General features: G+C 65.4%; 21 protein-coding genes and 1 pseudogene. 14 read left to right on the top strand and 8 right to left on the bottom strand.

All coding sequences use genetic code 11. The features are described 5' to 3' along the window. The 6 genes and pseudogenes from HAP47_RS25275 (at position 1) to HAP47_RS25250 (ending at position 5,743) form a co-directional block, all read left to right on the top strand. Positions 1-1,146: an isobutyryl-CoA dehydrogenase gene (locus tag HAP47_RS25275; protein ID WP_173642282.1), complete on the top strand. Its 1,146-nt coding sequence runs from the start codon at positions 1-3 to the stop codon at positions 1,144-1,146. Then, complete coding sequence (locus HAP47_RS25270; protein WP_173642283.1) at positions 1,143-2,225, top strand: enoyl-CoA hydratase/isomerase family protein; 1,083 nt, start codon at positions 1,143-1,145, stop codon at positions 2,223-2,225. The genes HAP47_RS25275 and HAP47_RS25270 overlap by 4 nt, the downstream gene beginning before the upstream one ends. Positions 2,226-2,250: 25 nt before the next feature. Then, positions 2,251-3,138 (top strand): 3-hydroxyisobutyrate dehydrogenase, encoded by an 888-nt coding sequence (gene mmsB, locus HAP47_RS25265; RefSeq protein WP_173642284.1) that lies wholly within the window; start codon positions 2,251-2,253, stop codon positions 3,136-3,138. Between the two features lie 99 nt (positions 3,139-3,237). After that, positions 3,238-4,963: pseudogene (locus HAP47_RS25260) on the top strand (AMP-binding protein). Positions 4,964-4,976: 13 nt separating this feature from the next. Further along, positions 4,977-5,456 carry a MaoC family dehydratase gene (locus HAP47_RS25255; protein ID WP_163162560.1) on the top strand — a complete coding sequence of 160 codons (480 nt, stop codon included), beginning with the start codon at positions 4,977-4,979 and terminating at the stop codon, positions 5,454-5,456. Between the two features lie 140 nt (positions 5,457-5,596). Continuing rightward, positions 5,597-5,743, top strand: a complete 147-nt coding sequence (locus HAP47_RS25250) for a hypothetical protein (protein WP_198964594.1) — start codon at positions 5,597-5,599, stop codon at positions 5,741-5,743. Between the two features lie 677 nt (positions 5,744-6,420). Here HAP47_RS25250 and HAP47_RS25245 read toward each other — a convergent pair. Further along, positions 6,421-6,585: a hypothetical protein gene (locus HAP47_RS25245; protein ID WP_173642285.1), complete on the bottom strand. Its 165-nt coding sequence runs from the start codon at positions 6,583-6,585 to the stop codon at positions 6,421-6,423. A 257-nt stretch (positions 6,586-6,842) separates the two neighbouring features. Here HAP47_RS25245 and HAP47_RS25240 point away from each other — a divergent pair, with 257 nt between their 5' ends. Beyond that, entirely contained in the window at positions 6,843-7,760 is a 918-nt protein-coding gene (locus HAP47_RS25240) for an SDR family NAD(P)-dependent oxidoreductase (protein WP_173642286.1), read from the top strand. Positions 7,761-7,762: 2 nt separating this feature from the next. After that, a complete protein-coding gene (locus tag HAP47_RS25235; protein WP_173642287.1) occupies positions 7,763-8,986 on the top strand; it encodes a TIGR03862 family flavoprotein in 1,224 nt (407 codons plus the stop codon). A gap of 6 nt (positions 8,987-8,992) precedes the next feature. On the opposite strand, the gene HAP47_RS25230 is transcribed toward HAP47_RS25235, so the two are convergent. Then, the gene (locus tag HAP47_RS25230; RefSeq protein ID WP_173642288.1) at positions 8,993-10,210 is read right to left on the bottom strand and encodes an MFS transporter; all 1,218 of its coding nucleotides are present in this window, start codon (positions 10,208-10,210) and stop codon (positions 8,993-8,995) included. Positions 10,211-10,302: 92 nt separating this feature from the next. Here HAP47_RS25230 and HAP47_RS25225 point away from each other — a divergent pair, with 92 nt between their 5' ends. Then, complete coding sequence (locus HAP47_RS25225; protein WP_173642289.1) at positions 10,303-11,205, top strand: LysR family transcriptional regulator; 903 nt, start codon at positions 10,303-10,305, stop codon at positions 11,203-11,205. Between the two features lie 70 nt (positions 11,206-11,275). On the opposite strand, the gene HAP47_RS25220 is transcribed toward HAP47_RS25225, so the two are convergent. The 3 genes from HAP47_RS25220 to HAP47_RS25210 form a co-directional block, all read right to left on the bottom strand. After that, complete coding sequence (locus HAP47_RS25220) at positions 11,276-12,355, bottom strand: D-TA family PLP-dependent enzyme (RefSeq protein WP_173642290.1); 1,080 nt, start codon at positions 12,353-12,355, stop codon at positions 11,276-11,278. A gap of 127 nt (positions 12,356-12,482) precedes the next feature. Next, positions 12,483-14,297: an ABC-F family ATP-binding cassette domain-containing protein gene (locus HAP47_RS25215; protein ID WP_173642291.1), complete on the bottom strand. Its 1,815-nt coding sequence runs from the start codon at positions 14,295-14,297 to the stop codon at positions 12,483-12,485. A gap of 4 nt (positions 14,298-14,301) precedes the next feature. Next, on the bottom strand, positions 14,302-14,799 hold the full coding sequence (locus HAP47_RS25210) for a YaiI/YqxD family protein (RefSeq protein ID WP_173642292.1): 498 nt from the start codon (positions 14,797-14,799) through the stop codon (positions 14,302-14,304). A gap of 136 nt (positions 14,800-14,935) precedes the next feature. On the opposite strand from HAP47_RS25210, the gene HAP47_RS25205 reads away from it, so the two are divergent. Next, complete coding sequence (locus HAP47_RS25205; RefSeq protein ID WP_173642293.1) at positions 14,936-15,736, top strand: hypothetical protein; 801 nt, start codon at positions 14,936-14,938, stop codon at positions 15,734-15,736. A gap of 162 nt (positions 15,737-15,898) precedes the next feature. Here the strand turns inward: HAP47_RS25205 and HAP47_RS25200 are convergent, their stop codons facing one another. Then, entirely contained in the window at positions 15,899-18,271 is a 2,373-nt protein-coding gene (locus HAP47_RS25200; protein WP_173642294.1) for a xanthine dehydrogenase family protein molybdopterin-binding subunit, read from the bottom strand. 212 nt (positions 18,272-18,483) lie between these two features. Between HAP47_RS25200 and HAP47_RS25195 the strand changes: the two genes are divergently transcribed. From HAP47_RS25195 to HAP47_RS25185, 3 genes are read left to right on the top strand one after another with little or no spacing between them, the layout of a single operon-like run. After that, the gene (locus tag HAP47_RS25195) at positions 18,484-19,527 is read left to right on the top strand and encodes a Ppx/GppA phosphatase family protein (RefSeq protein WP_173642295.1); all 1,044 of its coding nucleotides are present in this window, start codon (positions 18,484-18,486) and stop codon (positions 19,525-19,527) included. Between the two features lie 33 nt (positions 19,528-19,560). Beyond that, positions 19,561-20,271: an RlmE family RNA methyltransferase gene (locus tag HAP47_RS25190; protein WP_173642296.1), complete on the top strand. Its 711-nt coding sequence runs from the start codon at positions 19,561-19,563 to the stop codon at positions 20,269-20,271. A 60-nt stretch (positions 20,272-20,331) separates the two neighbouring features. Beyond that, positions 20,332-21,321, top strand: a complete 990-nt coding sequence (locus tag HAP47_RS25185; RefSeq protein ID WP_231168365.1) for a Crp/Fnr family transcriptional regulator — start codon at positions 20,332-20,334, stop codon at positions 21,319-21,321. 335 nt (positions 21,322-21,656) lie between these two features. Here the strand turns inward: HAP47_RS25185 and HAP47_RS25175 are convergent, their stop codons facing one another. Then, entirely contained in the window at positions 21,657-22,115 is a 459-nt protein-coding gene (locus HAP47_RS25175; RefSeq protein WP_231168363.1) for a phasin family protein, read from the bottom strand. An 820-nt stretch (positions 22,116-22,935) separates the two neighbouring features. Continuing rightward, positions 22,936-24,423, bottom strand: a complete 1,488-nt coding sequence (locus HAP47_RS25170; RefSeq protein ID WP_173642297.1) for a DHA2 family efflux MFS transporter permease subunit — start codon at positions 24,421-24,423, stop codon at positions 22,936-22,938. A gap of 141 nt (positions 24,424-24,564) precedes the next feature. Between HAP47_RS25170 and HAP47_RS25165 the strand changes: the two genes are divergently transcribed. Next, positions 24,565-24,810, top strand: coding sequence for a hypothetical protein (locus tag HAP47_RS25165; protein WP_173642298.1), 246 nt, complete (start codon positions 24,565-24,567; stop codon positions 24,808-24,810). Positions 24,811-24,940 lie beyond the last annotated feature (130 nt).

Raw genomic sequence — 24,940 nt, 5'->3', positions numbered from 1 at the left:
ATGCAGTTCGCTCTCAACGAGGACCAGATCGCGGTTCGCGACATGGCGCGGGCGTTCGCGGCGGAAAAGATCGCGCCGCGCGCGCTCGAATGGGACGAGAAGAAGCACTTTCCGGTGGACGTGATGCGCGAGGCAGCAGGCCTCGGCATCGGCGGCATCTACATCAACGACGATGTCGGCGGCTCGGCGATGACGCGCTTCGACGCCGCGCTGATCTTCGAGGCCTTGGCGACGGGCTGTCCGACCACGTGCGCCTTCATCTCGATTCACAACATGGCGTCCTGGATGATCGATGCCTACGGCAACGACACCCAGCGCCACAGATGGCTGCCGAAGCTCTGCACCATGGAGCTGCTCGCGAGCTACTGCCTGACCGAGCCGGGTGCCGGCTCCGATGCCGCTGCGCTGCGCACCCGCGCGGTGCGTGACGGCGACCATTACATGCTCAACGGCCAGAAGCAGTTCATCTCCGGTGCCGGCAGCACCGACCTCCTGGTGGCGATGGTGCGGACCGGCGGCGATGGCCCCGGCGGCGTCTCGACGCTCGTCATCGACGGCAAGACGCCGGGCGTGTCGTTCGGCGCCAATGAGCGCAAGATGGGCTGGAACGCACAGCCGACCCGCGCCGTGGTGTTCGAGAATGCGCGCGTGCCGGTCGCGAACCGGCTGGGCGAGGAGGGCATCGGCTTCAAGATCGCGATGGCCGGCCTCGACGGCGGCCGTCTCAACATCGCGGCATGCTCGCTTGGCGGCGCGCAGACGGCGCTCGACAAGGCGCTGGCCTACATGAAGGACCGCAAGGCCTTTGGAAAGCGGCTCGACGAATTCCAGGCGCTGCAGTTCAAGATCGCCGACATGGCAACCGAACTGGAAGCCGCACGCACCTTCCTGTGGCGCGCAGCGGCCGCGCTCGACCGCAAGGATCCCGACGCCTCCATGCTGTGCGCGATGGCGAAACGGTTCGGCACCGATGTCGGTTTCGAGGTCGCCAACCAGGCGCTGCAACTGCATGGCGGTTACGGCTATCTCAGCGAATACGGCGTCGAGAAGATCGTGCGCGATCTGCGCGTGCATCAGATCCTCGAAGGCACCAATGAAATCATGCGGCTGATCGTGTCGCGCAAATTGATCGAGGGCGCACGATGAATGATGCGGCTGTTGCCGAAGGCGACCTGATTGCCCGCAGGGAAGGGGCGGCCGGCATCATCCGGCTGAACCGGCCGAAGGCGATCAATGCCGTGACGCTGGAGATGTTCCACGACATCGACAGGGCGCTCGACGCGTTCGAAGCCGATCCCGATGTCGCGGTCATCGTGCTGGAAGGGGCCGGCGAGCGCGGCCTGTGCGCCGGCGGCGATATCCGCGCGCTCTGGGAAAGCTCGAAGGTCAAGGGCGACCTCGGCAAGATCCTGTGGCGCGACGAGTACATCCTCAATGCGCGTATCAAGCAATTCCCGAAGCCCTATGTCGCCTTCATGGACGGCATCGTGATGGGCGGCGGCGTCGGCCTGTCGGCGCACAGCCGGCACCGCGTGGTGACCGAGCGAACCAAGCTTGCGATGCCCGAAGTCGGGCTCGGCTTCTTCCCTGATGTCGGCGGCACCTATCTGCTGTCGCGTTCGCCGGGCGAGGTCGGCACCTATTTTGGCCTCACCGGCACCACGATGAACGGACCCGATGCGATCTATGCCAGGTTCGCCGACGCTGTGGTGCCGAGCGCCAAGCTTCCGGCGCTGCGCGAGGCGCTGACCAACGTTGCGCCGGGCACGACGTCCACCGAAATCGACCGGCTGATTGCGGGCTTTGCCACCGGCGAGAAATCCGGTCCCGTCGCCGCGCTACAGACCAAAATCGACAGCTGGTTCGCGCGCGGACGGATGGAGGACATCGTTGACGCGCTGGAAGCGGATGGCTCCGACCTCGCGCAGGCCACGCTGAAAACGCTCGGCGAGAAGTCCCCACGCGGCATGGCGGTGACACTGAAACTGTTGCGATTGGCGCGCGCCACCGAGACGCTCGAGGAGTGCCTGGTGCGCGAATATCGCGCGGCGCTTGAGGTTTTTGCCAGCGACGATTTCCGCGAGGGCGTGCGCGCCGCCGTGATCGACAAGGACCGCAATCCAAAATGGCAGCCCGCGCGGATCGAGGACGTGACGCCGGAGATGCTGGCGCCTTACTTCGCCGAGATCGGTGCCGACGAACTGAAATTTCCTGACAGCAAATAGAAACGTCGCAAGCGGAGGACTTCCCATGGCAAACGTCGCATTCATCGGGCTCGGCAATATGGGCGGGCCGATGGCGGCCAATCTGGTCAAGGCCGGCCACAAGGTAACCGCGTTCGATCTGGTCGCGGCCTCCCGCGATCAGGCCAGGAGCGACGGTGCCGCGATCGCCGAGAGCGGCGTCGGTGCGGTGAAGGGCGCCGATGTCGTCATCACGATGCTGCCGGCGGGCAAGCATGTGCTCGGCGTCTGGAACGAGGTGCTTCCGGCGATGGCCAAGGGCATGCTGATCATCGATTGCTCGACTATCGACGTCGAAAGCGCCAAGCAGGCGCATGCGCTGGCCGCCAAGTACGGCATCGCCTCGGTCGATGCGCCGGTTTCCGGCGGCACCGGCGGCGCCAAGGGCGCGACGCTGACCTTCATGTGTGGCGGTGAGGCGAAGGCATTCGCGGCGGCGCAACCGATGCTGGCCAACATGGGAAAGAAGATCGTGCATTGCGGCGGCGGCGGCGCAGGGCAGGCGGCCAAGATCTGCAACAACATGATATTAGGCATTTCGATGATCGCGGTCGGCGAGGCCTTCGTGTTGGCCGAGAAGCTCGGTCTGTCGCACCAGGCGCTGTTCGACGTCGCCTCGACCTCGTCGGGGCAGTGCTGGTCGCTCACCACCTATTGCCCGGTTCCCGGTCCGGTGCCGACTTCGCCGGCCAACAACGACTACAAGCCGGGTTTCGCCTCCAACCTGATGGTGAAGGACCTGACGCTGGCACAGGACGCCGCCAACGCCGCCGGCGCGGTGACGCCGCTCGGCAAGCATGCGCAGGAGCTCTATAAGACCTTCGACGCGTCGGGTCATGGCGGGGTCGACTTTTCCGGAATTATCCAGCACGTTCGGAGCCTCGCTGGGAAATAATGTTGGTTGCGTCATCTTTCGAGACGCCGCTCCGCGGCTCCTCCAGCGACAACGCGAAGCGTTGCGCGGGGATGACGCCAGAAAACGTGGTGAAGCCGGATGACCACATTTCAGGACGCACGCGCCTTTCTGCTCAAGCACCGCACCGACTACGACGCCGCGGTGAAGGGGTTTCGCTGGCCGGATCCCATGCCGTTCAACTGGGCGCTCGACTGGTTCGACGCTGAGCTCGCGCGCAATGCCGACAGCCGCGACCGGCCGGCGCTGTGGATCGTCGATGCCGCCAGCGGCAACGAGACCAAGCTGTCGTTCGCCGAGCTGTCGCGCCGCTCCAACCAGGTCGCAAACTTCCTGCGCGCGCAGGGGCTGCAGCGCGGCGATCATCTGTTGCTGCTGCTCGGCAATGTGGTGCCGCTGTGGGAGACCATGCTGGCGGCGATGAAGCTCGGCGTCGTCGTGATCCCCGCGACCACGCTGTTGACCGCGGATGAATTGCGCGACCGGCTGGATCGCGGCAAGGCGAAGGCGGTGGTTGCGACACAGGATCAGGTCGCGAAGTTCGCAGGCCTCGGCGGCGACAGACTGGTGCGCATCGTGGTCGGCGCGACGCAGCTGCATGAGGGCTGGCTGCCGTTCGAGGATGCCGCCAAGGCATCGGATGCCTTCGCGCCTGATGGCCCGACCCAGGCCGACGATCCGATGCTGCTGTATTTCACCTCGGGCACCACGGCAAAGCCAAAGCTGGTGCGGCACAGCCAGCGCAGCTATCCGGTCGGCCATCTCTCGACGATGTACTGGATCGGCTTGCAGCCCGGCGACATTCATCTCAACATTTCCTCGCCCGGCTGGGCCAAGCACGCCTGGAGCTGCTTCTTCGCGCCGTGGAATGCCGGTGCGACGATCTTCATCGCCAACCAGCCGCGCTTCGAGGCGAAAGGGCTGCTCTCGATCATCGGCCGTTGCGGCGTTACCACGCTGTGCGCGCCGCCGACGGTGTGGCGGATGTTCATTCAGGAGCAACTGTCGGACTTCAAGGTGAGCCTGCGTGAAGTGTGCGGCGCCGGCGAACCGCTCAACCCCGAGATCATCGACCAGGTCAAATCGGCCTGGGGCCTGACCATTCGCGACGGCTATGGCCAGACCGAGACCACGGCGCTGGCCGGCAACTCGCCAGGGCAGAAGGTGAAGGTCGGCTCGATGGGCCGGCCATTGCCGGGCTATCGTGTCCAGGTCACCGACAATGACGGCCATGCCGCGAAGGAGGGCGAGGTGACGCTGTTGCTCGGCACTGAACGGCCGGCGGGCCTGATGCAAGGCTATCAGGGCGACGACGGCAAGCTGATCGGCACCGACGGCGCAATCTATCGCAGCGGCGACGTCGTGTTCACCGATGACGAGGGCTATCTCACCTTCGTCGGCCGTACCGACGACGTGTTCAAGTCCTCCGACTACCGCATCTCGCCGTTCGAACTGGAGAGCGTGCTGCTGGAGCATGATGCGGTGGCGGAAGCCGCCGTGGTGCCGAGCCCGGACCCGATCCGGCTCGCGATTCCCAAGGCCTATGTGCTGCTGGTGTCCGGTGTCGAGCGCACCCCGGAGACGGCGCTGTCGATCTTCCAGCACCTGCATGCCCGCCTAGCGCCGTTCAAAGCGCATCCGCAAGATCGAGCTGGTCACCGAACTGCCGAAGACGATCTCCGGAAAAATCCGCCGGGTGCAGTTGCGCCGGCTCGAACATGACGATAATCGCAACGATGCGTTGCGCGGAGCCGAGTTCCGCGAGGAAGAATTTCCGGAGCTGCAGAAGGTGCGGACCTCCGGTTAGCGGAGGTTAGCCAATGAACGAAGTCTGGAAGAAGCCGCCGGTGTCGCTGGAGACCTACCAGGGCATGGTCGGCAAGGAGATCGGCGTGTCCTCATGGCATCTGCTGGATCAGGGCCGCATCGACACCTATGCCGACGTGATTGAGGATCACCAGTTCATCCACGTCGATCCCGAGCGCGCCAAGAAGGAGACCGCCTTCGGCACCACGATCGCCCATGGCTTCCTGACGATGTCGCTGCTGTCGATCATGTCCTACGAGGTGATGCCGGTGCTCGAGGGCACCGCGATGGGGGTCAATTACGGCTTCGACAAGCTGCGCTTCATCTCGCCGGTGCGCTCGGGCAAGCGCGTCCGCGGCCGCTTCGTGCTGGCGGAAGCCACGCTGCGCAAGCCGAAGGAACTGCTGTCGCGCACCAACGTCACGGTCGAGATCGAGGGCGAAGAGAAGCCGGCGCTGGTCGCCGACTGGCTCGGTCTGATCTACTTCAGCTAAGGGATGGTTGAGTAGCTCCACCTTTCGCGCAAGCGGGAGAGGTGGAGCGAGCCCGCCTAATCCAAGTAGTCCATTGACGGCTTTGATCCCTGGTGTCCATCATACGCCCTTCAGGCGGTGCGGTCGCGGGAGTGGCAGCCATGGTGCAGAACATCGTCGCCGGACTTGTCGTGGTCGGTTTGATTTTGATTGGTTCGATGAGCTACGCCCAGGAGCATCACGAGTGCTGGAGCGGGCACCTGCTCAAAAGCCTGAAGCCTTGCGGATCGATGACCCCTTCGGTCTAGCGCGCCCGGTGGCCGTTCTGGACGGACTTGGCCGGGTTTGACCCGGCCATCCATCGCTGCCTCAAAAAAGCGGCCAATCGCGAGCGTTTCCACCCTCTCGCCTGAAGTCGGGATCGCCAAGAGTAATTCAAGTTCTTGGCGATCCCTGCTGGCGCATTTGAAATTGGGACTGGGAAAAACCCATCCCCGCTCGCGCAAGTGACTTCAAGCCAAGTACACTTTGGCCTTCCGGCTATTGATTAGAGTCAGAACAGGTCCGACCTGCGAGCAATAGCCTACGCTTCGAACCTAAAGCCGACTGAGGCGGTCTTCGACTTCTGTCAAATCGTGCGTATTGGCCGGAGGGTCCAAGGTGTTCGCATGCGTGGGGCGATCATCATGACCGCAGGCGTCTTGGCGTTGGCTCTCGCTCTGTCGCGAGGGCATCAGACTGATACTGATATCCTGCCCACGCAGCCGCTGCCTCCGGTGATCGCGCCTGACAATTAGTGGTCCAACTGAGGGGCCAGAAGGGCTCAATATGCAGACGAAGATCAAAGAGCGTATCTGCCCTGATGCGATGGAATGGGCTTCCCGACCGTGATGCAGTCGGTAAAGCCGGGCCACAAAATCTATCCGGTCAAGTGCAAGACTTGCGGCGGCAAGGGCAAGATCACAGAAGACAACTGAAGCGGCATTTACTCTGCCGCTTTTGGTCTTGGGTTTTTAGCGTGCCACTCGGCTAGCTTGGCGCGCTCCTCCACCATCAACTTGTGGATCATAGCTATCTTTCCGACGTCGGTTTCTGTGGTCAGAAGCTTTGTGTAGTGGGCGATGTTCGCCTCGAAGATGAAGTCCGCCATGGCTCCGTCCTTTCGGTTGAGCCAAGTTCTTATTGGGAGGTGTGCGCCCCGTGGCTGCGAATAGCGAGTCAAATTGCCACCCACCTACGGAGAACCACGGCGGATCGCCGGCCCGGCGCGGTGCGGTGGGGAAGCCGATTCGCCAGCTGGTGGGACTTTTCAGGGGCTTCCAAATCCCAAGTATCTGATCTATATGGCGATTTACCCAACTACATCTTCCCACAAGGGGAGAAGGAAGTCAGAGCAGGAATAACGGCATGGCAATCAGGTTTGACGGACGCGTCGCTATCGTCACCGGCGCGGGCAATGGTCTTGGGCGGGCGCATGCGCTGGGGCTCGCCAGCCGCGGCGCCAAGGTCGTGGTCAACGATTTCGGCGGCGCGCGCGACGGCACCGGCGGTTCGCTGTCGCCGGCTGAGACCGTGGTCGAGGAGATCCGCAAGGCCGGCGGCACCGCGATGGCCGACGGCGCCGACGTCTCGAACTTCGAGCAGGTCACCGCGATGGTCGAGCGCGCCACCAAGGAGTGGGGCAGCGTCGATCTGCTCTGCGCCAATGCCGGAATCCTGCGGGACAAGTCGTTCACCAAGCTCGAGCTCGCCGACTGGGCCAAGGTGCTCGACGTGCATCTCACCGGCACCTTCTATTGCTGCAAGGCGGTGTGGGCCGGCATGCGCGAGCGCAACTACGGCCGCATCGTGCTGACGACCTCGTCGTCCGGCCTGTTCGGCAATTTCGGCCAGGCCAATTACGGCGCGGCGAAGGCCGGCATGGTCGGCCTGATGAACGTGCTCGCCGAAGAGGGCCGCAAGAACAACATCAAGGTCAACACCATCTCGCCGACCGCGGCGACCCGCATGACCGAGGAGCTGCTGCCGCCGCAGGCGCTAGCGCTGATGAAGCCGGAAGCGATCACGCCGGCGGTCGAATTCCTGCTCTCGGAGGACGCGCCGACCCGCACCATCATGGGCGCAGGTGCCGGCTCGTTCGCGGTGATCCGCGTGCTGGAGACCGAAGGCGTCAACCTGCCGCAATCCGAATGGACGCCCGACGGCGTCGCCGCGCACTTCAAGGACATCAGCGACATGTCGACCGCGAAGGCGCTGCAGGGTGCGTTCGAGCAGACGCAGAAGTACGTCGCCCAGGCCGCCGCGCGGGCCGGGATCAAGCTCTGAGCATGAGCGTCGCCGTCATCGGAGCCGGTCCCGCCGGCCTGATGGCGGCGGAAACGCTTGCGGCGGGCGGGGCGCACGTCACCGTCTACGACGCGATGCCGTCGGCCGGCCGCAAGTTCCTGATGGCCGGACGCGGCGGGCTCAATCTCACCCATAGCGAGCCGCTGCCGGATTTCCTTGCGCGCTATCGCGAGGCGATGCCGCACCTGAAGGCCGCGGTCGAGGCGTTTCCGCCCGACGCCTTGTGCGCCTGGAGCGAGGCGCTGGGGCAGCCGACCTTCGTCGGCAGCAGCGGCCGGGTGTTTCCCAAGGCATTCAAGGCATCGCCTCTCTTGCGTGCCTGGCTGCGGCGGCTCGATGCCGCGGGCGTTGCGTTCGCATTCCGGCATCGCTGGATCGGTTGGGACGCGCGCGGCAGACTGCTGTTTGAGACGCCGGACGGCCCGCGCGCGGCCAACGCTGACGCCGCCGTGCTCGCGCTCGGCGGCGCGAGCTGGCCGCGGCTCGGATCGGACGGGGCCTGGACGGAGATCCTTGCGGCGAAGGGCATTGCCGTGGCGCCGATGAAACCGGCCAATTCCGGCTTCACGGTCGCTTGGTCAAATATCTTTCGTGACCGGTTTGAGGGCCAGCCGCTCAAGGGCGTCGCCCTCACGATCGGGCCGCGCACCGTGCGCGGTGAGGCGATCGTCACCCGCAGCGGCATCGAGGGCGGCGCGATCTACGCGCTGTCGGCGGAATTGCGCGAGGCGGTGCTCGCCAAGGGAACGGCGACGCTCGGCGTGGCGTTGCGGCCCGATGCTGCGCGCGACGAATTGATCGCCCGCCTGTCGGTGCCGAAGGGCAAGCAGTCCTTCTCCAACTTCCTGCGTAAGGCGGCCCAGCTCTCGCCCGTCGGCATCGGGCTGTTGCAGGAAGCGGCCGCCGCCTCCGGTCGATCGCTGGCCGCGCTGCCGCCGGCCGAATTGGCCGGGCTGATCAATGCCGTGCCGATCGCGATATCAGGCGTGGCGCCGATCGCGCGCGCGATCTCGAGCGCCGGCGGGATCAGGTTCGACGAGCTCGACGCGCACTTCATGCTGCGTCGGCTACCCGGTGTTTTCGCCGCCGGCGAGATGCTCGACTGGGAGGCGCCGACCGGCGGCTATCTGTTGCAGGCATCGTTTGCGACGGGGGGCGCCGCGGGGAAGGGCGCGTTGAACTGGCTCGCGCAACGCGCCGCGTAAACCTGGTCATTCCGATCCCGTCTTCGTCGCGATGTCGGTCATGAACCCCAGCACGCCGAACGTGGCGGCCACCGCGCAGACCGCCGTCCAGCCGCCAAAGCTCCACGCCGCGGACGCCGCGGCCGCGCCGACCGCGCCGCCGATGAAGAACAGCGCCACGAACAGGCCGTTGATCCGGCCGCGCGCCTCGGGCTGCAACAAATTGACGGCGCGGCGGCCGAGTGTCTGGTCGGTGGTGATGCCGAAATCGAGCAGCACAGCGCCGACGCCAAGCAGCGCGAGGGCCGTGATCCGCGATTCGGTTATGCCTGCCCAGGCGCACAGCGCGAGCGCGCCGACGATGAGGAGGTGCGAGACGATCAGCAACGGCCGCGCGAAACCTCGGTCGCCCCAGCGCCCGGCGATCGGGGTCGCCGCCGCCCCGGCCACGCCGATCAGCGCGAACAGCGCGATCCCCTTGGCATCGAGCTTGAACGGCGCATCCGGCAGCCGCAGCGCCACCGCGGCCCAAAAAGCGGTGAACGATGCCATCACCAGCGCGGCGGTCCAGGCGCGCACGCGCAGCACCGGTTCCTCGCGCAGCAATCTTGGGAACGAACGCAGCAGCGCGCCGTAGCTGACCTTCGTCGCTGGCTGCAGCGTCGGCAGATAGCGCGCCAGCGCGCAACCGAGCACGGTCATCAGGACGGCCGAGGTGAGATAGTAGCCGCGCCAGTTCCAGCTGTCGGCGATCAGGCTCGCCATCGGCCGCGACAGCAGGATGCCGATCATCAGGCCGCTCATGACGTCGCCGATCGCTTGTCCGCGGCGCTCCGGCGGCACCATCGAGGCGACCAGCGGCACCACCATCTGGATCGCGGCGCAGGAGGCGCCGAGGATGAAGGTGGCCGCGAGCAAGATCAGCGGTGTCGGTGCCATCGCGGTGCCGACCGCCGCGATGATGGCGCAGGCAAGTGTGCGCAGGATCAGCCGCTTGTTCTCGACGAGGTCGACCAGCGGCACCAGCAGCAACAGCCCGAGCGCGTAGCCGAGCAGGGTCAGCGTCGAGATCAGGCCGGCCTGCAGCGCGGTCATGTCGAGCGATCGGCTCATCAGGCCGACCAGGATCTGCGGCGCGAATAGGTTCGTTACGACGGTGCCGGTCGTGATGGCGCCGATCCAGATCAGGGGACGCACGGAGACGGTGCGCGCCGGGGAGAGCTTGGTGGCTTCGGAAATCGTCATGGGACCTCGCGATGGAGTGGCGAGACCCCTTTAGGGGATCGGCCTAATATGCTACAATTCAAATAAGTTGATGAGGAATATGCGAGTTTGTTATGAATACCCATGACCTTGTGGCGTTCGTCGCCGTGGTCGAGACCGGATCGATCGTCGCGGCCTCGGTGCGGCTGAACCTGACCCAGCCCGGTGTGACGCGGCGGATTCAGAATCTCGAGGAGATGCTGGGTGCGCAGCTGCTCGACCGGCTGTCGAAGCCGCTGAAGCCGACGGCTGCGGGGATCGAGGCCTATGAGCAGGGCCGCCGCGTGCTGCGCATGCTCGACGACCTCAAGTCAGGCGTCGCCAATGACGGCGTGGTACGCGGCGAGTTCAGGCTCGGCCTGACGCCGTTTTTGTCGGAGGCGGGGCTGACCGGACCGCTTGATGCGGTGCGCGGCGAATTCCCATCGCTTGCGGTGCGCGTCGTCTCGGGCTGGTCGCCCAATCATATGGAGCGGGTGAGCCGCAACGAGCTTGACGCCGCTGCGGTCTGCCTGCCCGACGGCACCGCGCCGCCCGACGATCTCGCGGCCTCCGATCTCGGCGCGCAGCCGGTGGTGTTCGTCGTCGCCCGCGAGATGAAGACGCCGAAATTCGTCGACCTCGAATGGCTGTCGCGGACCGGATGGGTGATCAACCAGGACGGTTGCGGTTTCCGCCAGACGCTGAAGCGCCATTTCGATGCGGCGCATCTGCCTTTCACCATCGCGGTCGAGGCGCTCGACAGCGAGTTGCGCCTGTCGCTGGTCGCGCGCGGGCTCGGCATCGGCCTCGTCACGCCGGTGGCGTTGAAGCGAAGCCCGATCCGCGGCCGGCTCAAGACGGTGAAGATCGCAGATTTCAATCCGGCGGTGCGCGCCTGGATCGTGCATCGCCCGCCCGCCGGCCGCCTGGCGCGGCCGATCGAGGTGTTTCGCGATGCGCTCGACCGCGAGCTGCAGGCGCTGATCCGCGGGTAGCCGGCGAATGGCGAATAGGGAATGGCGAATGGTTCCACCAGCTATTCGCTACTCGCTACTCGCTACTCGCCTACCGCAGCTTGCCGCGCGCCGTCACCGGCAACACGCCAATGATCTCGTCGCCGCGCACCATCACGACCTCGTCCATCATGTTGACGACGACGCAGACATGATTGGGCACGATCCGCACGACGTCACCCACATTCGGCCGGGTGTTGCTGCGGGAGAGGTCGAGGAAGCCGTGCTCCTCGGCGAAGCGTGCGATCTTGGCCTCGGGATGTTCGAGGATCAGGCCGTGGCCTTCGAGGCCGCCGGTGTCCGAGGTCAGCGTCTTGGAGCCGGCATCGAGGATGCCGCGCTCGGGGCCGGCGCGGCTGACCACGGTGGAATAGATATGCAGCGCGCAATCGTCCCAGGTCGCGACGCCGGCCGCGACCTGCATGCGGTCGTTGTAGATGTAGGTGCCGAAGCGATGCTCGGTGCCGCCCTTCAGTCTGCCGAGATTGACGAGGTTCGGCGTACCGCCGGTCGAGACGATTGTCGCATCGAGGCCGTGGGCGCGCACGCCGGCCAGCGCCTCGTCGTAGAATTTCTGCGCGTCGGCCCAGCCGGTCTCGGTCGGGTACAGCATGAAGCCGGCGAAGCTCAGGCCCTTGGAGCCTGCGATCTCGCGCGCCAGCGCGATCGCCTCGGCCGGGGTTTCGACGCCGGCGCGCTTGCGCCCGGTGTCGCATTCGACGACGACCGAGAGCGGGCGGCCGGACGCGGCTGCTGCCTTCGGCAGATCGCCGACCACGACCGAATTGTCGGCCGCGACGGTGACGTTGGCCTTGCCTTGCAGCGCGCCGAGCCGCGCCATCTTCTCGTCGCCGAGCAGATTGTAGCTGATCAGGATGTCGTCGATGCCGCTATCGGCCATGATCTCGGCCTCGCCGAGCTTCTGGCAGGTGATGCCCCTGGCGCCGGCCTTGATCTGCAGCTGCGCCAGCATCGGATTCTTGTGGGTCTTGATGTGCGGCCGGTTGGCGACGCCGGCCTCGTCGCAGGCCTTCTGGATGCGCGCGATGTTGCGCTCGACCCGGTCCATGTCGATCACGGCGCAGGGCGTGCCGTATTCCTTGGCGATCTTGGCGGCGAGGGGCGTGGTCATCGGGGCGGCTCCATTGCAGAGTTTCCGTCATTGCGAGCGGAGCGAAGCAATCCATCCGTCCGCATCTGCTGATGCATGGATTGCTTCGTCGCTCCGCTCCTCGCAATGACGGCAAGAATCATGGCATTCATGCCTGTTCGATCTCTTCGCGGAGCACTTCGAGCTCGAGCCAGCGGTCTTCGGCGGTGGCGAGCTCGTCCTGCGCCTTGGCGATCGCGGCCGAGGCGGCGTCGAATTTCTTGCGATCCTTCGCATAGAGGTCGCGATCGTCGAGCAGCTTCTGCTGCTTTGCGATCTCGGCGTGCAGTCTGTCGATCGTCTTCGGCAATGTTTCCAGCGCGTGCTTCTCGTTGAAGCTCAGCCGGCGCCTGGGCGCTGCTTCGGGTGCCGCGGCCTTCGCTTCCTTTCTCTCCTCGATAGTGGCGTCCGCCTTCACCGTCTCGCGCTTCACGTCGGCGCCGCGCTGCGCCAGCATGTCGGAATAGCCGCCGGCATATTCGATCCAGCGGCCCTGGCCTTCGGGTACGATCACCGACGTCACCACGCGGTCGAGGAAATCGCGGTCGTGGCTGATCAGGATCACGGTGCCGTCGTAATCGCCGAGCATGTCCTCGAGTACGTCGAGGGTTTCGAGATCGAGGTCGTTGGTCGGCTCGTCCAGGATCAAGAGGTTCGACGGCTTGGCCAGCGCGCGCGCCAGCATCAGCCGGCCGCGCTCGCCGCCGGAAAGGGCTTCCAGCGGCGTGCCGCGCTGTTCCTGAGCGAACAGGAAATCCTTCATGTAGCCGATGACGTGCTTCGACTTGTCGCCGACCATGACGTGATCGCCGCGGCCACCGGTCAGCGCCTCGGCCAGCGTCAGCTTCGGATCGAGACTCTCGCGATGCTGGTCGAGCGTCGCCATCTCGATATTGGCCCCGAGCCGCACCGAACCGGAGTCGGGCGGATCGTTGCCGATCAGAAGGTGCACCAATGTGGTCTTGCCGGCGCCGTTCGGGCCGACGATGCCGACGCGGTCGCCGCGCTGGATCCGGGTCGAGAAGGTATCGACGATCGTGCGCTCGCCATAAGCCTTGGTGACGGTCTTGGCTTCGATCACGAGCCGGCCGGATTTCTCGGCCTCGGCGGCGGCGAGCGTGGCATTGCCGGTGGCGCCGCGATAGTCGCGGCGCTGGTCGCGCAGCGCAAAGAGATTGCCGAGCCGCTTGACGTTGCGCTTGCGGCGGCCGGAGACGCCGTACCGCAGCCAGTGCTCTTCGTTGACGATCTTGCGGTCGAGCTTGTGCTGCTCGCGTTCTTCCTCCGCCAGCACCTCGTCGCGCCACGCCTCGAAGGCGCCGAAGCCGCGCTCGATCTGCCGGATCTGGCCGCGGTCGAGCCAGGCGGTGGTGCGCGACAGGTTGGTGAGGAAGCGGCGGTCGTGGCTGATCAGGACCAGCGCGCAGCGCCGGCTCTCCAATTCGCCTTCGAGCCATTCGATGGTCGGCAAATCGAGATGGTTGGTCGGCTCGTCCAGCAGCAGGATGTCGGGCGAAGGCGCCAGCACCCGTGCCAGCGCCGCGCGGCGCGCCTCGCCACCGGAGACGTGCGCGGGATCTTCCTCGCCGGTGAGGCCGAGCTGTTCGAGCAGATAACGCGCCTGGTAGTGGTCGTCGCCGGGGCCGAGCCCGGCCTCGACATAGGCCAGCGTCGTCTTGTGGTCGCCGAAATCCGGCTCCTGCGGCAGATAGCGGATGGTGGCGCCGGGCTGCACGAAACGGCTGCCGGAGTCAGGTTCGACCAGGCCGGCCGCGATGCGCAGCAGCGTCGATTTGCCGGAGCCGTTGCGGCCGATCAGGCAGACGCGTTCGCCCGCGGAGACCGACAGCTCGACGCCGGAGAGCAGCGGCGTGCCGCCAAACGTCAGGCTGATGTCCTTGAGCTGGATGAGCGGTGGGGCCATCGCGCTAATTCCCGTTTGCGGGCGCCTGCTCGGCGCGACGGCGCTGGATGCGGCGGATGGTCTGGTCGAGTGTCGCCAGGAAGGTCGAGCGGTCGCGCGGCGAGTATGATTTCGGCCCGCCGGTGATCTCACCCGACGACCGCAAATCGGTCATCAGATTGCGCACCGCGAGCGTCATGCCGATCGATTGTTCGGTGAACGGCTTGCCGTTCGGCGCGATCACCTCGGCGCCGGCCTTGACGCAGCGGCTCGCCAGCGGAATGTCCGCTGTTATCACGATGTCGCCCTCATGCGCGCGTTCCGCGATCCAGTCATCGGCGGCATCCATGCCGGAACCGGCAGCGATGCGCTCGATCAGGGGATCCTGCGGCACGCGGATGAAATTGCCCGCGACCACGCTGACGGGCACGCCGAGCCGGATCGCGACGCGGTAGATTTCGTCCTTCACCGGACAGGCGTCGGCGTCGACATAGATGCGGGTCTGTGCAGGGGTTTCAGTCATCGATTCCAAGGTTGGCAGGCACGGCCTGCGTGTACTCCATGGTGCGGAAAATTGCGAGCAAAACGAGAGGCTTGCCATGCCTTTTCGTTCGACTACCATTGTCGCCAGAAAAGCAACGGAAATAAGGGGAAACCCCATGTCTTCAAGCGCCACGCAGGCCTACCGCGTCTCGGCCTACAACACCTCGAAACTGTCGGAGAACAAGATCCACGACGACACGGTGGCGCGGAAGTTCGGCTTTTCCGGCGGACTCGTCCCCGGCGTCGACGTGATAGCCTACATGATGCACCTGCCGGTCGAGAAGTGGGGCCGCGATTTCCTGGAACGCGGCCTGATCGAGGCGCGTTTCGTGAAGCCGGTCTATGACGGCGAGATCGCGGAATTGACCGGCCGGGAGACCGGCAATGGGCTCACGATCGAGCTCACCAGCCGCGGCGAGCTCTGCGCCACCGGCACCGCGTCGCTGCCGGCTTCAGCGCCGAAATTTGTGCTCGACGATTACAAGCAGGTTGCGGCCGTCGCCGAGCGCAAGCCGGTCAGCGCGTCGTCCTATGAAGAGGGCAAGTGGCTCGGCACCATCCCGCGCGACTGGTCCGGTGATGCCGCCAGGGAATATCTCGCCGATATCCGCGAGACCGACCCGATCTACTTGCGCGAAGGTCTCGGCCATCCCGGCCTGCTGCCGCGGGTGATGAACAAGGTGCTGGTCGACAATGCGATCCTCGGGCCGTGGATCCATGTCGGCACCCGCATGCAGCTGTTGTCGGCGGGCAAGATCGGCGACGAGCTGACCGCGCGCGCCAAGGTGACCGGCAATTACGACAGGAAGGGCCACCGCTTCGTCGAGCTCGACGCCCTGGTGCTCGGCAATGGTGTGCCGCTCGCGCATTGCTGGCACATCGCAATCACCCAGCCGCGCGAGCAGGCCGCGGCGTAGGGAAGGGGCAAAGCCCGTCCCGCACCAACAGGCGTCATACCCCGCGCATGCGGGGTATCCAGTACGCCGAGGCTTCTCGGCTCAACAATTGCTCTCTCTGGAATACTGGATCACCCGCTTTCGCGGGTGATGACAGCGGTGAGTGATGGTGAAGTCTGGCCCTTACGCCGCCTTCGTCTTGGCGTCCTGGATCGCACGCCAGACGCGTTCGGGCGTCAGCGGCATGTTGATGTGCTTGATGCCGTACTCCGACAGCGCATCCACCACGGCATTGACGATGCAGACGAGGCTGCCGGCACAGCCGGCTTCGCCGCAGCCTTTGGTGCCGAGCGGATTGGATTTCGCCGGCGAGGGGTGATCGCCGACCAGCATCGACGGCACGTCGCCGGCACGCGGCAGCGCGTAGTCCATGAATGAGCCGGTGATCGGCTGGCCGGAGGCGTCGTAGCTGACTTCCTCCATCAGCGCCTGGCCGATGCCCTGCGCCACGCCGCCATGAAGCTGGCCGGCGACGATCATCGGATTGACCACGGTGCCGAAATCGTTGACCGCCGAGTAGCGCACAATCCGCGTCACGCCGGTGTCGGGATCGATCTCGACCTCGGCGACGTGACAGCCGTTCGGGAAGGTCGACGCCGTCTCCTTGGTGGCGTGATCGACGTCGAGCGTCTCCGGCGTGCCCTCCGGCATCTTGCTTTCGCGCATCCGCTCGGCGAGCTCCATGATGCCGATCGAGCGGTCGGTGCCGGCGATGGTGAAGCGGCCCTGGCCGAACTCGATGTCGGCCTCGGAGGCCTCCAGCATGTGCGCGGCGGCCTTCTTGCCCTTCTCGACCACAAGCGCGGAAGCCTCGACAATCGCCTGTCCGGTCGCGGTGATCGAGCGCGAGCCGCCGGTGCCGTTGCCGAAGCGCACCAGATCGCTGTCGCCCTGTTCGAGCGAGATCTTCTCGAAGGGCACGCCGAGCTGGTCGGACAGCACCTGCGCGAACGGCGTGGCGTGGCCCTGGCCGTAATCCAGCGTGCCGGTGGTGAGCTTCACCGAGCCGTCGGGCTCGAAGGTGATCTTGCCGAGCTCGCCGCTCGGCGGCGCGGTGACCTCGAGATAGGAGCCGACGGCGATGCCGCGCAGCTTGCCGCTCTTCCTGCTCTCCTTCTTGCGCTTGGCGAAGTTCTCGTAATCGGAGATTTCCAGCGCCTTCTGGAACACGCCGGCGAAATCGCCGCTGTCATAGGTGACGCCTGAGGCTGCCGGGAAGGGCAGCTGCGAGGGCTTGATGAAGTTTCGCTTGCGCAGCGTGAAGCGGTTGATGCCCATCTCGTCGGCGGCGGCATCGATCAGCCGCTCCATGTAGTAATTGGCCTCGGGCCGGCCGGCGCCGCGATAGGCGCCCATCAGCGTGGTGTTGGTCACGACCGTCTTGATGTCGACGCCGAGCAGGGGCGTGCGGTAGACGCTGGCGAGGTTCTTGCCGGTGTTGAGCGACAGCGGGCCCGGCGCGACGCCGGTGATGTAGGCGCCGAGATTGCCGTAGCCGGAGAGCCGCACCGCCAGGAACTTGCCGTCGGCGTCGAGCGCTAGCTCGGCGTGGATCAGCTGTGCGCGGCCCTGGCTGTCGGACAGGAAGCTGGTCGAGCGCTCGTCCAGCCACTTCACCGGGCGGCCGAGCTCGCGCGCCGCATGCGCGATGCAGGTGTATTCGGGATAGTTGAGGTTCTTCATCCCGAACGAGCCGCCGACATTGCCGGTGAGGATGCGGACCTTGTCGGCGGGCACATTGAGCAGGCGCGCCAGGATCGCCTTGTTGCCGGAGACCCCCTGGGTCGGCACCTGCAGCGTGAAGCGTTCGGTCTTCTTGTCGTAATGCGCGAGCGCGACGCGCGGCTCCATCGAGACCACGGCGACGCGGGTGTTGACGATGTCGAGCCTGGTCACATGCGCGGCGGCAGCGAACGCGGCCTCGATCCTGGCGGTGTCGCCATAATGGTAGTCGAGCGCGACGTTATCGGGGATGTTGTCATAGAGCAGCGGCGCGCCCGGCTTGGCTGCTTCGGCTGCGTCCGTCACCGCCGGCAGCGGTTCGATGTCGAGCTCGACGGCTTCGGCCGCGTCGCGGGCCTGTGCCGCGGTCTCCGCCACCACGAACGCCACGGGATCGCCGACGAAGCGCACCTTGTCGGTCGCGAGCGCGGGGCGGTTGGTCTGCCTGAGCGGCGAGCCGTCGCGGTTCTTCAGCGGCAGGCCGCAGGTGAAGGGATTGTAACCTGCGGCCGCGAGGTCGGCGCCGGTCCAGACGCCGAGCACACCGGGCATCGCCTTGGCGGCCGCCGTGTCGATCCCCTTGATGATCCCGTGGGCATGGGAGGAGCGGACCATCCAGCAGTAAGCCTGGCCGGGAAGGGAGAAATCGTCGGTGTATTTGCCCTTGCCGCGCACCAGGGTGTCGTCCTCCTTTCGTCGAACAGGCTGTCCGACACCGTATTTTTGCAGTGCGATAGCGTTTTCGAGGGAGGCGGGCGGCGTATGATCTTGCATCGAAAATGACCTGAAATGCCCGGATTTGCTGGAGTTTGGCGGCGCAGACGAGATAACGCACGCTCCCCTTAACGACAACGCCCGATTGGGCATGGACCCAATGTGAACGGAGTTTGCGCAGGGCCTTGGCGCTGCTAAAGTTTCCGTGAACGGGCAATTATTCGGCGGGCCCATGGATTGCCCTTGGGGCCCTGCGGAAAGACAGTATTTTGATGAATGACTATGTGCGGCTTTGTGACGGCCCTCCGGCCGGCGAAGCCCCGTCAGGGCTGATTGCGGCGACCGCTGAAAGCGGCGTTTACGCCGCGCTCGACCTCGGCACCAACAATTGCCGGCTGTTGATCGCCTGTCCCACCGGCGACGGGTTCCGCGTGGTCGATTCTTTCTCGCGGATCATCCGGCTCGGCGAGGGCATCGCCGCGACCGGCTCGATCAGCGAGGCCGCGATCGAGCGGGCGATCGCCGCGCTCGCCATTTGCAGCGACAAGATCCGCTATCGCAAGGCCCGCCGGCTGCGGCTGATCGCCACCGAGGCCTGCCGCGCCGCCGGCAATGCCGAAAGCTTTCGCGCGCGCGTCGCGGCCGAGACCGGCATCGAGCTCGAGGTGATCGATCGCGAGACCGAAGCAACGCTCGCCGTGATCGGCTGCTCGCCGCTGCTCGACCCGAAGGGGCGGGGCGCCATCCTGTTCGACATCGGCGGTGGCTCGACCGAGCTGGTGCGGATCGAGCGCGATCCCGGCGTGCCCGATGCGCCGCCGCGCATCAAGGCGTGGATGTCGATCCCGCTCGGCGTCGTGACGCTGGCCGAACATTTCGGCGGCAAGAACGTCACCAGGGACATGTATGCGCGGATGATCGATGAGGTCGCCCGCCACGTCGCGCCGTTCGCGGCCGAGCACGGCAAGGACCTGCGCGACATGCACATGCTCGGCACCTCGGGCACCGTGACCACGCTCGCCGGCGTGTTCCTCGATCTGTCGCGCTACGATCGCCGCCGCATCGACGGCATCTGGATGAACGATGGCGACGTCACCGCGACGATCCAGAAGCTGCTCGGCATGAACTATGAGGCGCGCGTCAACAACAACTGCATCAGCGTCGAGCGGGCCGACCTCGTGCTCGCCGGCTGCGCGATCCTCGATGCGATCCGCAACGCGTTCCCGTTGCCGCGGCTTCGCGTCGCCGATCGCGGCCTGCGTGAGGGCATGCTGGTCGAGATGATGCGCGAGGACGGCGCGCTGCGGGCGTGCTAGAACAGGCCCAATCACACCAATCCAAGAAAGATCATGGCCAAAGACACCACCGGGCGGCTGCACGTCACGGTCAAGAGCGGCGGCAAGCGAAAGCTGTCGTCAAAACTCTGGCTCGAGCGCCAGCTTAATGATCCCTACGTCGCCAAGGCCAAGGCGATGGGCTACCGCTCGCGCGCGGCGTTCAAGCTGCTCGAGATCGACGACAAATATCGCCTGCTCAAGCCGGGCATGACCGTCGTCGACCTCGGCGCCGCGCCCGGCGGCTGGAGCCAGATCGCGGCCAGGCGCACCGCTGCCGCCGACGGCAAGGGCAAGGGCAAGGGCAAGGTGGTCGCGATCGATCTCCTCGAGATGGGCGAGATCCCCGGTGTCACTTTTGCCCAGCTCGACTTCCTCGACCATGACGCGCCCGAGAAACTGATCGCGATGATGGGCGGCCGCGCCGATTTCGTGATGTCCGACATGGCCGCCAACACCACGGGCCACCGCAAGACCGATCAGCTGCGCATCATCGGTCTGGTCGAGACTGCCGCGCATTTTGCCGGCGAGGTGCTCAATCCCGGCGGGACGTTCCTGGCAAAAGTGTTTCAGAGCGGCGCCGACGCCGAGCTGGTGGGGCAGCTGAAGCGCGATTTCACCAGCGTGCGTCACGTCAAGCCGTCCGCCAGCCGGCAGGACTCCTCCGAGCGCTACGTGCTGGCGACGGGGTTTCGCGGGCAGCAGCCGTCGTTGCGAGGACCGTAGCGACGAAGCAATCCATTGCTCCGCGTAGACCCCGCTGTAGCGCTACCCTGGTACGGCGACATGCGGTCGCTGGCTGAGCTGAACCTGTTGGAACTCTTCCCGTTACGGCGTATTCTATCTTCCCGGCGCGGTCTGTTCGTTGTGTATTTCAGCCTGGCGCCACGGCAGGTTTGCGCAGCGAGCCGCGCCTTCGTCTTGCGGAGTTCTTCCGTGATGGAGCGCAGGTCGAGCATAGGTAATCGCCTTCTGGCGGCATTGCCGCCTGCAGAATTTGATTTGCTGGCGCCTCATCTCCGCAAAGTATCGCTCGAACGCGACGTCGTGCTGGTGCGGTCGGGCGACCTCGTCGAACAGATCTATTTTCCCTGCACGGCATTGATCGCGTTCGTCATGGACATGCCGAATGGACAGGCTGTTGCGACGACGATGGTCGGCAACGAGGGCGCGGCCGGCATCCTGTCGACACTCAGGTCGGTACGCTCGCCGATGACGGCGGTGGTTCGCGTCGCGGGCGTGACATGGCAGATTTCGCCGGCACGGTTTCATGCCGCGCTCACGCGGAGCCACGGGCTTGCCGGTGCGGTGCAGCTTCATATGCGGTCGTTGCTGGTTCAGTTCCAGCACATCGCGGCGTGCAATGCGCTGCATTCGGTGGAGGCCCGCCTGGCCCGGTGGCTGTTGCAGATTCACGATCAGATCGGCAACGACACGCTCCCGTTGACGCAGGAGACGCTGTCGGAATTGCTGGGCGTGCGACGAACGACCGTAACCCACATGGTGCACAAGCTTCGCGCATCGGGCGCGATCCGGTCCAACCGGCGGAGCTCGATCGAGGTCGATAGGCCGCGGCTCGAAGTTGCGGCCTGCGAGTGCTACGAGATCATGCGCGGCAGGATCGACCGCATCGTTTCGGCTGAAGGGATGAAACCGTCCGGTCGCGGCGCGTCGGCGCATGGGCCACCGCGTTCTCACGCCCGACCGTGGACCAATGGCGATGAGGTTCAAGCACACGCGCGTAGCGCCGGCGCGGAGCGACCACGAAGCCATTGACGGAGGTTGTCACACAGGGCGACGTCAGGACGCTTGGCGCAATTCCTCCTCGGGTTCGTAGACCCAGGCGTCCCTGGCGAACCACTCGTGATGGGTCCGACAGCCCGTGCAATACGTGCGCGAAAAGAACACGGTGCTGCAGCGGAACGTTTCGCGGTCGGATTTCATACCGGTTTTGATAGCGCGTCCCGTCCGCGGGCACTTGATCATGATGACGCCCACCTTGAGCCTCCTCCAATGTCAGGGATTGCTGGTCCCGCGCCCCTTCGGCTGGACTGCGCCCCTTCTCACTGGAGGCGCTTGTCCCAGTCGGGGCTGGGAGCGGGGGCGGTTCCTCAGGAAGGTGTCTTCAGCGTCTTCGCAAGGCTCTTCCTGATCGGCTCGGCGGTCTCGGTCGCGACCTTCTTCGCGATCTCCCAGAGCTCCTTGTTCTGCACGGTCGTGACCTCGAAACTCCTGCGGCCGTGGTCGGCCGAAAGCCGGATGGCTTCCGACAGCGACCGAGTGGCGACGAGTTCGGTCATGAAGGCGAGCGTCGAACTGGTATTGGTCTGGGAGATATCGAGCACCTTGGCCGCGTAATCCGCGGAGCCCCTGGCGTTGATCGAGTAGGCCTCCTTGAGCAAGACGGAGATTTCCTCGGAGGCCTCCTGGACCTTCTCGAACTGCTCCCGAGCGCGCGCCGCATTTTGCTCGGCAAAACCCTGAAAGGCCTTGGGCAGGGCGAAAAGGGGCAGGTTGAAGCCGCCGACTTTCGGATTGTCGCTCACTTCATTCGTATGGACGTCACTCACTGGCTCTGATCCTTTCAAGCGAAACCAAATCAAAGAAAATCCGGACCTTCCGCGGCGCCTGGACGCCGCGGAAGCGAACCTGGAGCGCTTCCTTCAACATGTTCTTTGCTGATGCTGGGTCACCGCGGGCCCGCTTGAGCCGAACTATGCGGGATCGGCACCGGAGCTTCCGTTCGCTTTCTGACTCTGGCGGCGATATTTTTCAGGGACGAACCGCCGTGATGCGTCGAGCCAACCGCGGGCCACTGAGCCACCGATCGCGGCGGCGGCTCAGCCATTGCGGCGGGGAATCCCGACGACTTGAGGTAGGAGAGCGCATGGTCGAGCGCTGCCCCGATCAAGACGTGCGCAGAACAACATTTCAGCGCGACCCGTTGGAACCTCGGCGCGTGGCCAGAGTCGACTTCATTGCTCCCGGCCAATTGCCCCTAACCCCACCGGGAGAAAACCCCCCAGTGGGTTGGCGGCCTTGGTGCAGCGTCGGGTTTCGCGCGCCGGGGCCGTTTGTTGCTGGACTGGAAAATCGGGCAGCGCAGGCGCATACTTCTCAGATGGCGACAATTGTTCAATGCAATTGCGGCGCCGAGTACAGACGCACTGAAGAGAAGTTCTTGGTGCCGCATACGGGTGACGCGATCTGCACGGTCTGCGGAGCTGCGCTGGAATCGTGGCTGGAAGCGACCCACGTTCCCACATATCAACTTGTTGAACGTCCGGATCGAAGACAGCCAGCCGGAACGACGGGCCACCTCTAAGGGCCTGGCCGTGACCGGACGGCGCACCAGCAGTGTCCGTGCTCGGGAACGGCGAGTTCGATCGACTAGCCGAGGCGCTGATCCCGCGCGTTCTGGGTGTCCTCGGTCGCTGCCTTGACGGCGTCAGTGGCAGCGCGCTTCTCGGCGCCCTTGCGGCTCGAGATGTCGATCGCCTTGCGGCCGGCGATTTCGTTGCCGGCGTCAACCGGCATTTGCCAGAAGAACCAGGCGGAGGCCGCCGAGATCAGCGACACCACGATGAACGCCGGTCCAAACACGTCGGCGGAGAGCTCGGTCTGGTGATGCAGCGCTAGCGTGGTTTCGACCGAGAACGCGCCGACCGCGACGCCCGCGGACACCGCGAGCTGCTGGTTGACGCTGACGAGGGTGGTGGCGCGGCTCATCTGCGGCGCCTCGACCTCGGCATAGGCCACGGTGTTGATCGCTGTGAATTGCAGCGAGCGGAAGAAACCGCCGACCACCAGGATGGTGAAGATCAGCATCAGCGGCGTCGAGATCGTGAACAAGGCGCAGGCGGCGAGGAAGGCCGAGCTGACCACCGCATTCACGGTCATCATGTTGCGGAAGCCGAAGGCGCGGATGATGCGCGCCGCCAGGGTCTTCATGCCCATGGCGCCGACCGCGGAGGCAAAGGTGACGAGACCGGACTGGAACGGCGACAGGCCGAAACCGACCTGCATCAACAGCGGCAGCAGGAACGGCAGCGCGCCGATGCCGAGCCGGAACATGAAGCCGCCGACGATCGACGCCCGCATGGTCGGCAGCCGCAGCAGTCCGAAATCGAGCACCGGCGAACCGGTGCGCCGCGCGTGGATGATGTAGAGCGTCATCGACACCGTGCCGACCCCGACCAGCGCGGCGACGATCGGCCACGGCAACAGATTGAGGCCCGCGACCGACAGCCCGAAGGCGATGCCCGCGAGGCCGATGCCGGCCAGCACCAGTCCTACCAGATCGAAACGTTCGGGATCCTCGCTCTTGATCGGGTCGATATATTTCAGCGCCAGGAAAATGCCGAGCAGCCCGATCGGGATGTTGATCAGGAAGATCCAGTGCCAGGAGAAATAGGTGGTGATGAAGCCGCCGAGCGGCGGCCCGATCACCGGGCCGATCAGCGCCGGCACCGTCACCCAGGCCATCGCGTTGACCAGCGCGCTCTTGTCGACCGAGCGCAGCAGCACCAGTCGCCCGACCGGGGTCATCATCGCTCCGCCGAGGCCCTGGAGGATGCGGGCGAACACGAAATCGGTGACCGAGGAGGACAGCGCGCAGCCGATCGAGCCCAGCATGAACACGGCGACGGCGCCGGCAAACACGATGCGGGCGCCGAAGCGGTCCGCGGTCCAGCCGCTCGCCGGGATGAACACCGCGAGCGACAGTAGATAGGACGTGATCGCAAGCTTCAGCGTCAGGGGGCTGGTGCCGATATCGGCGGCGATCGCCGGCAGCGAGGTCGCAATCACCGTGGAGTCCATGTTTTCCATGAACAGGGCGGTGGCCACGATGAGCGGGATCAGGCGTTGTTTGTTCATCAAAATAGGACAGCTTTGCTGAAAAAGGCGGGCGAGCGGGCCATATCATCCTGCCCCGGACCACGCTATTGCGGAACCGGGCAAACGCCCTAAATCCTGCGTGACGCTGCTATGCATCCGCCAGCGTTAGGGGTCCGTGCCGTGATCTACGTCCTTGCCGCTCTGCTGCCGCCGATCGGGCTGCTCCTGAACGGACAGCCGTTTTCGGCCATCTTCAATCTGGTCCTGATCGCGTTTTGCGCGATTTTCGGGCTGTTTTTCCATGTCTTGCTGCTGGTGCCGTCGGCCCATGCGGTCATCGCGGTCCACATGAAGCGCGAGGACCGGCGCCACCGCGAGGTGGTCGAGGCGATCCGCCGGCACGGGCCGCCGCAGGGATATCACTAAGCAGGCTACAGGGCCCGCTGACCTGGCCCGTAAAAAGCCTGTGCATGGCTGGCAAACACTTTGATTCGTCATGCCGCCATGCTATCGACCAGCGTCAACCCCACCGATGGGCGCCGATTCGACGGTGACG

Origin of the sequence: Bradyrhizobium sp. 41S5 (genome assembly GCF_011516665.3) — a bacterium.
In the GTDB taxonomy this organism is placed as follows: domain Bacteria; phylum Pseudomonadota; class Alphaproteobacteria; order Rhizobiales; family Xanthobacteraceae; genus Bradyrhizobium; species Bradyrhizobium quebecense.
The sequence above is the reverse complement of the archived record's forward strand: the minus strand, read 5'-3'. Positions and strand labels throughout refer to the sequence as shown.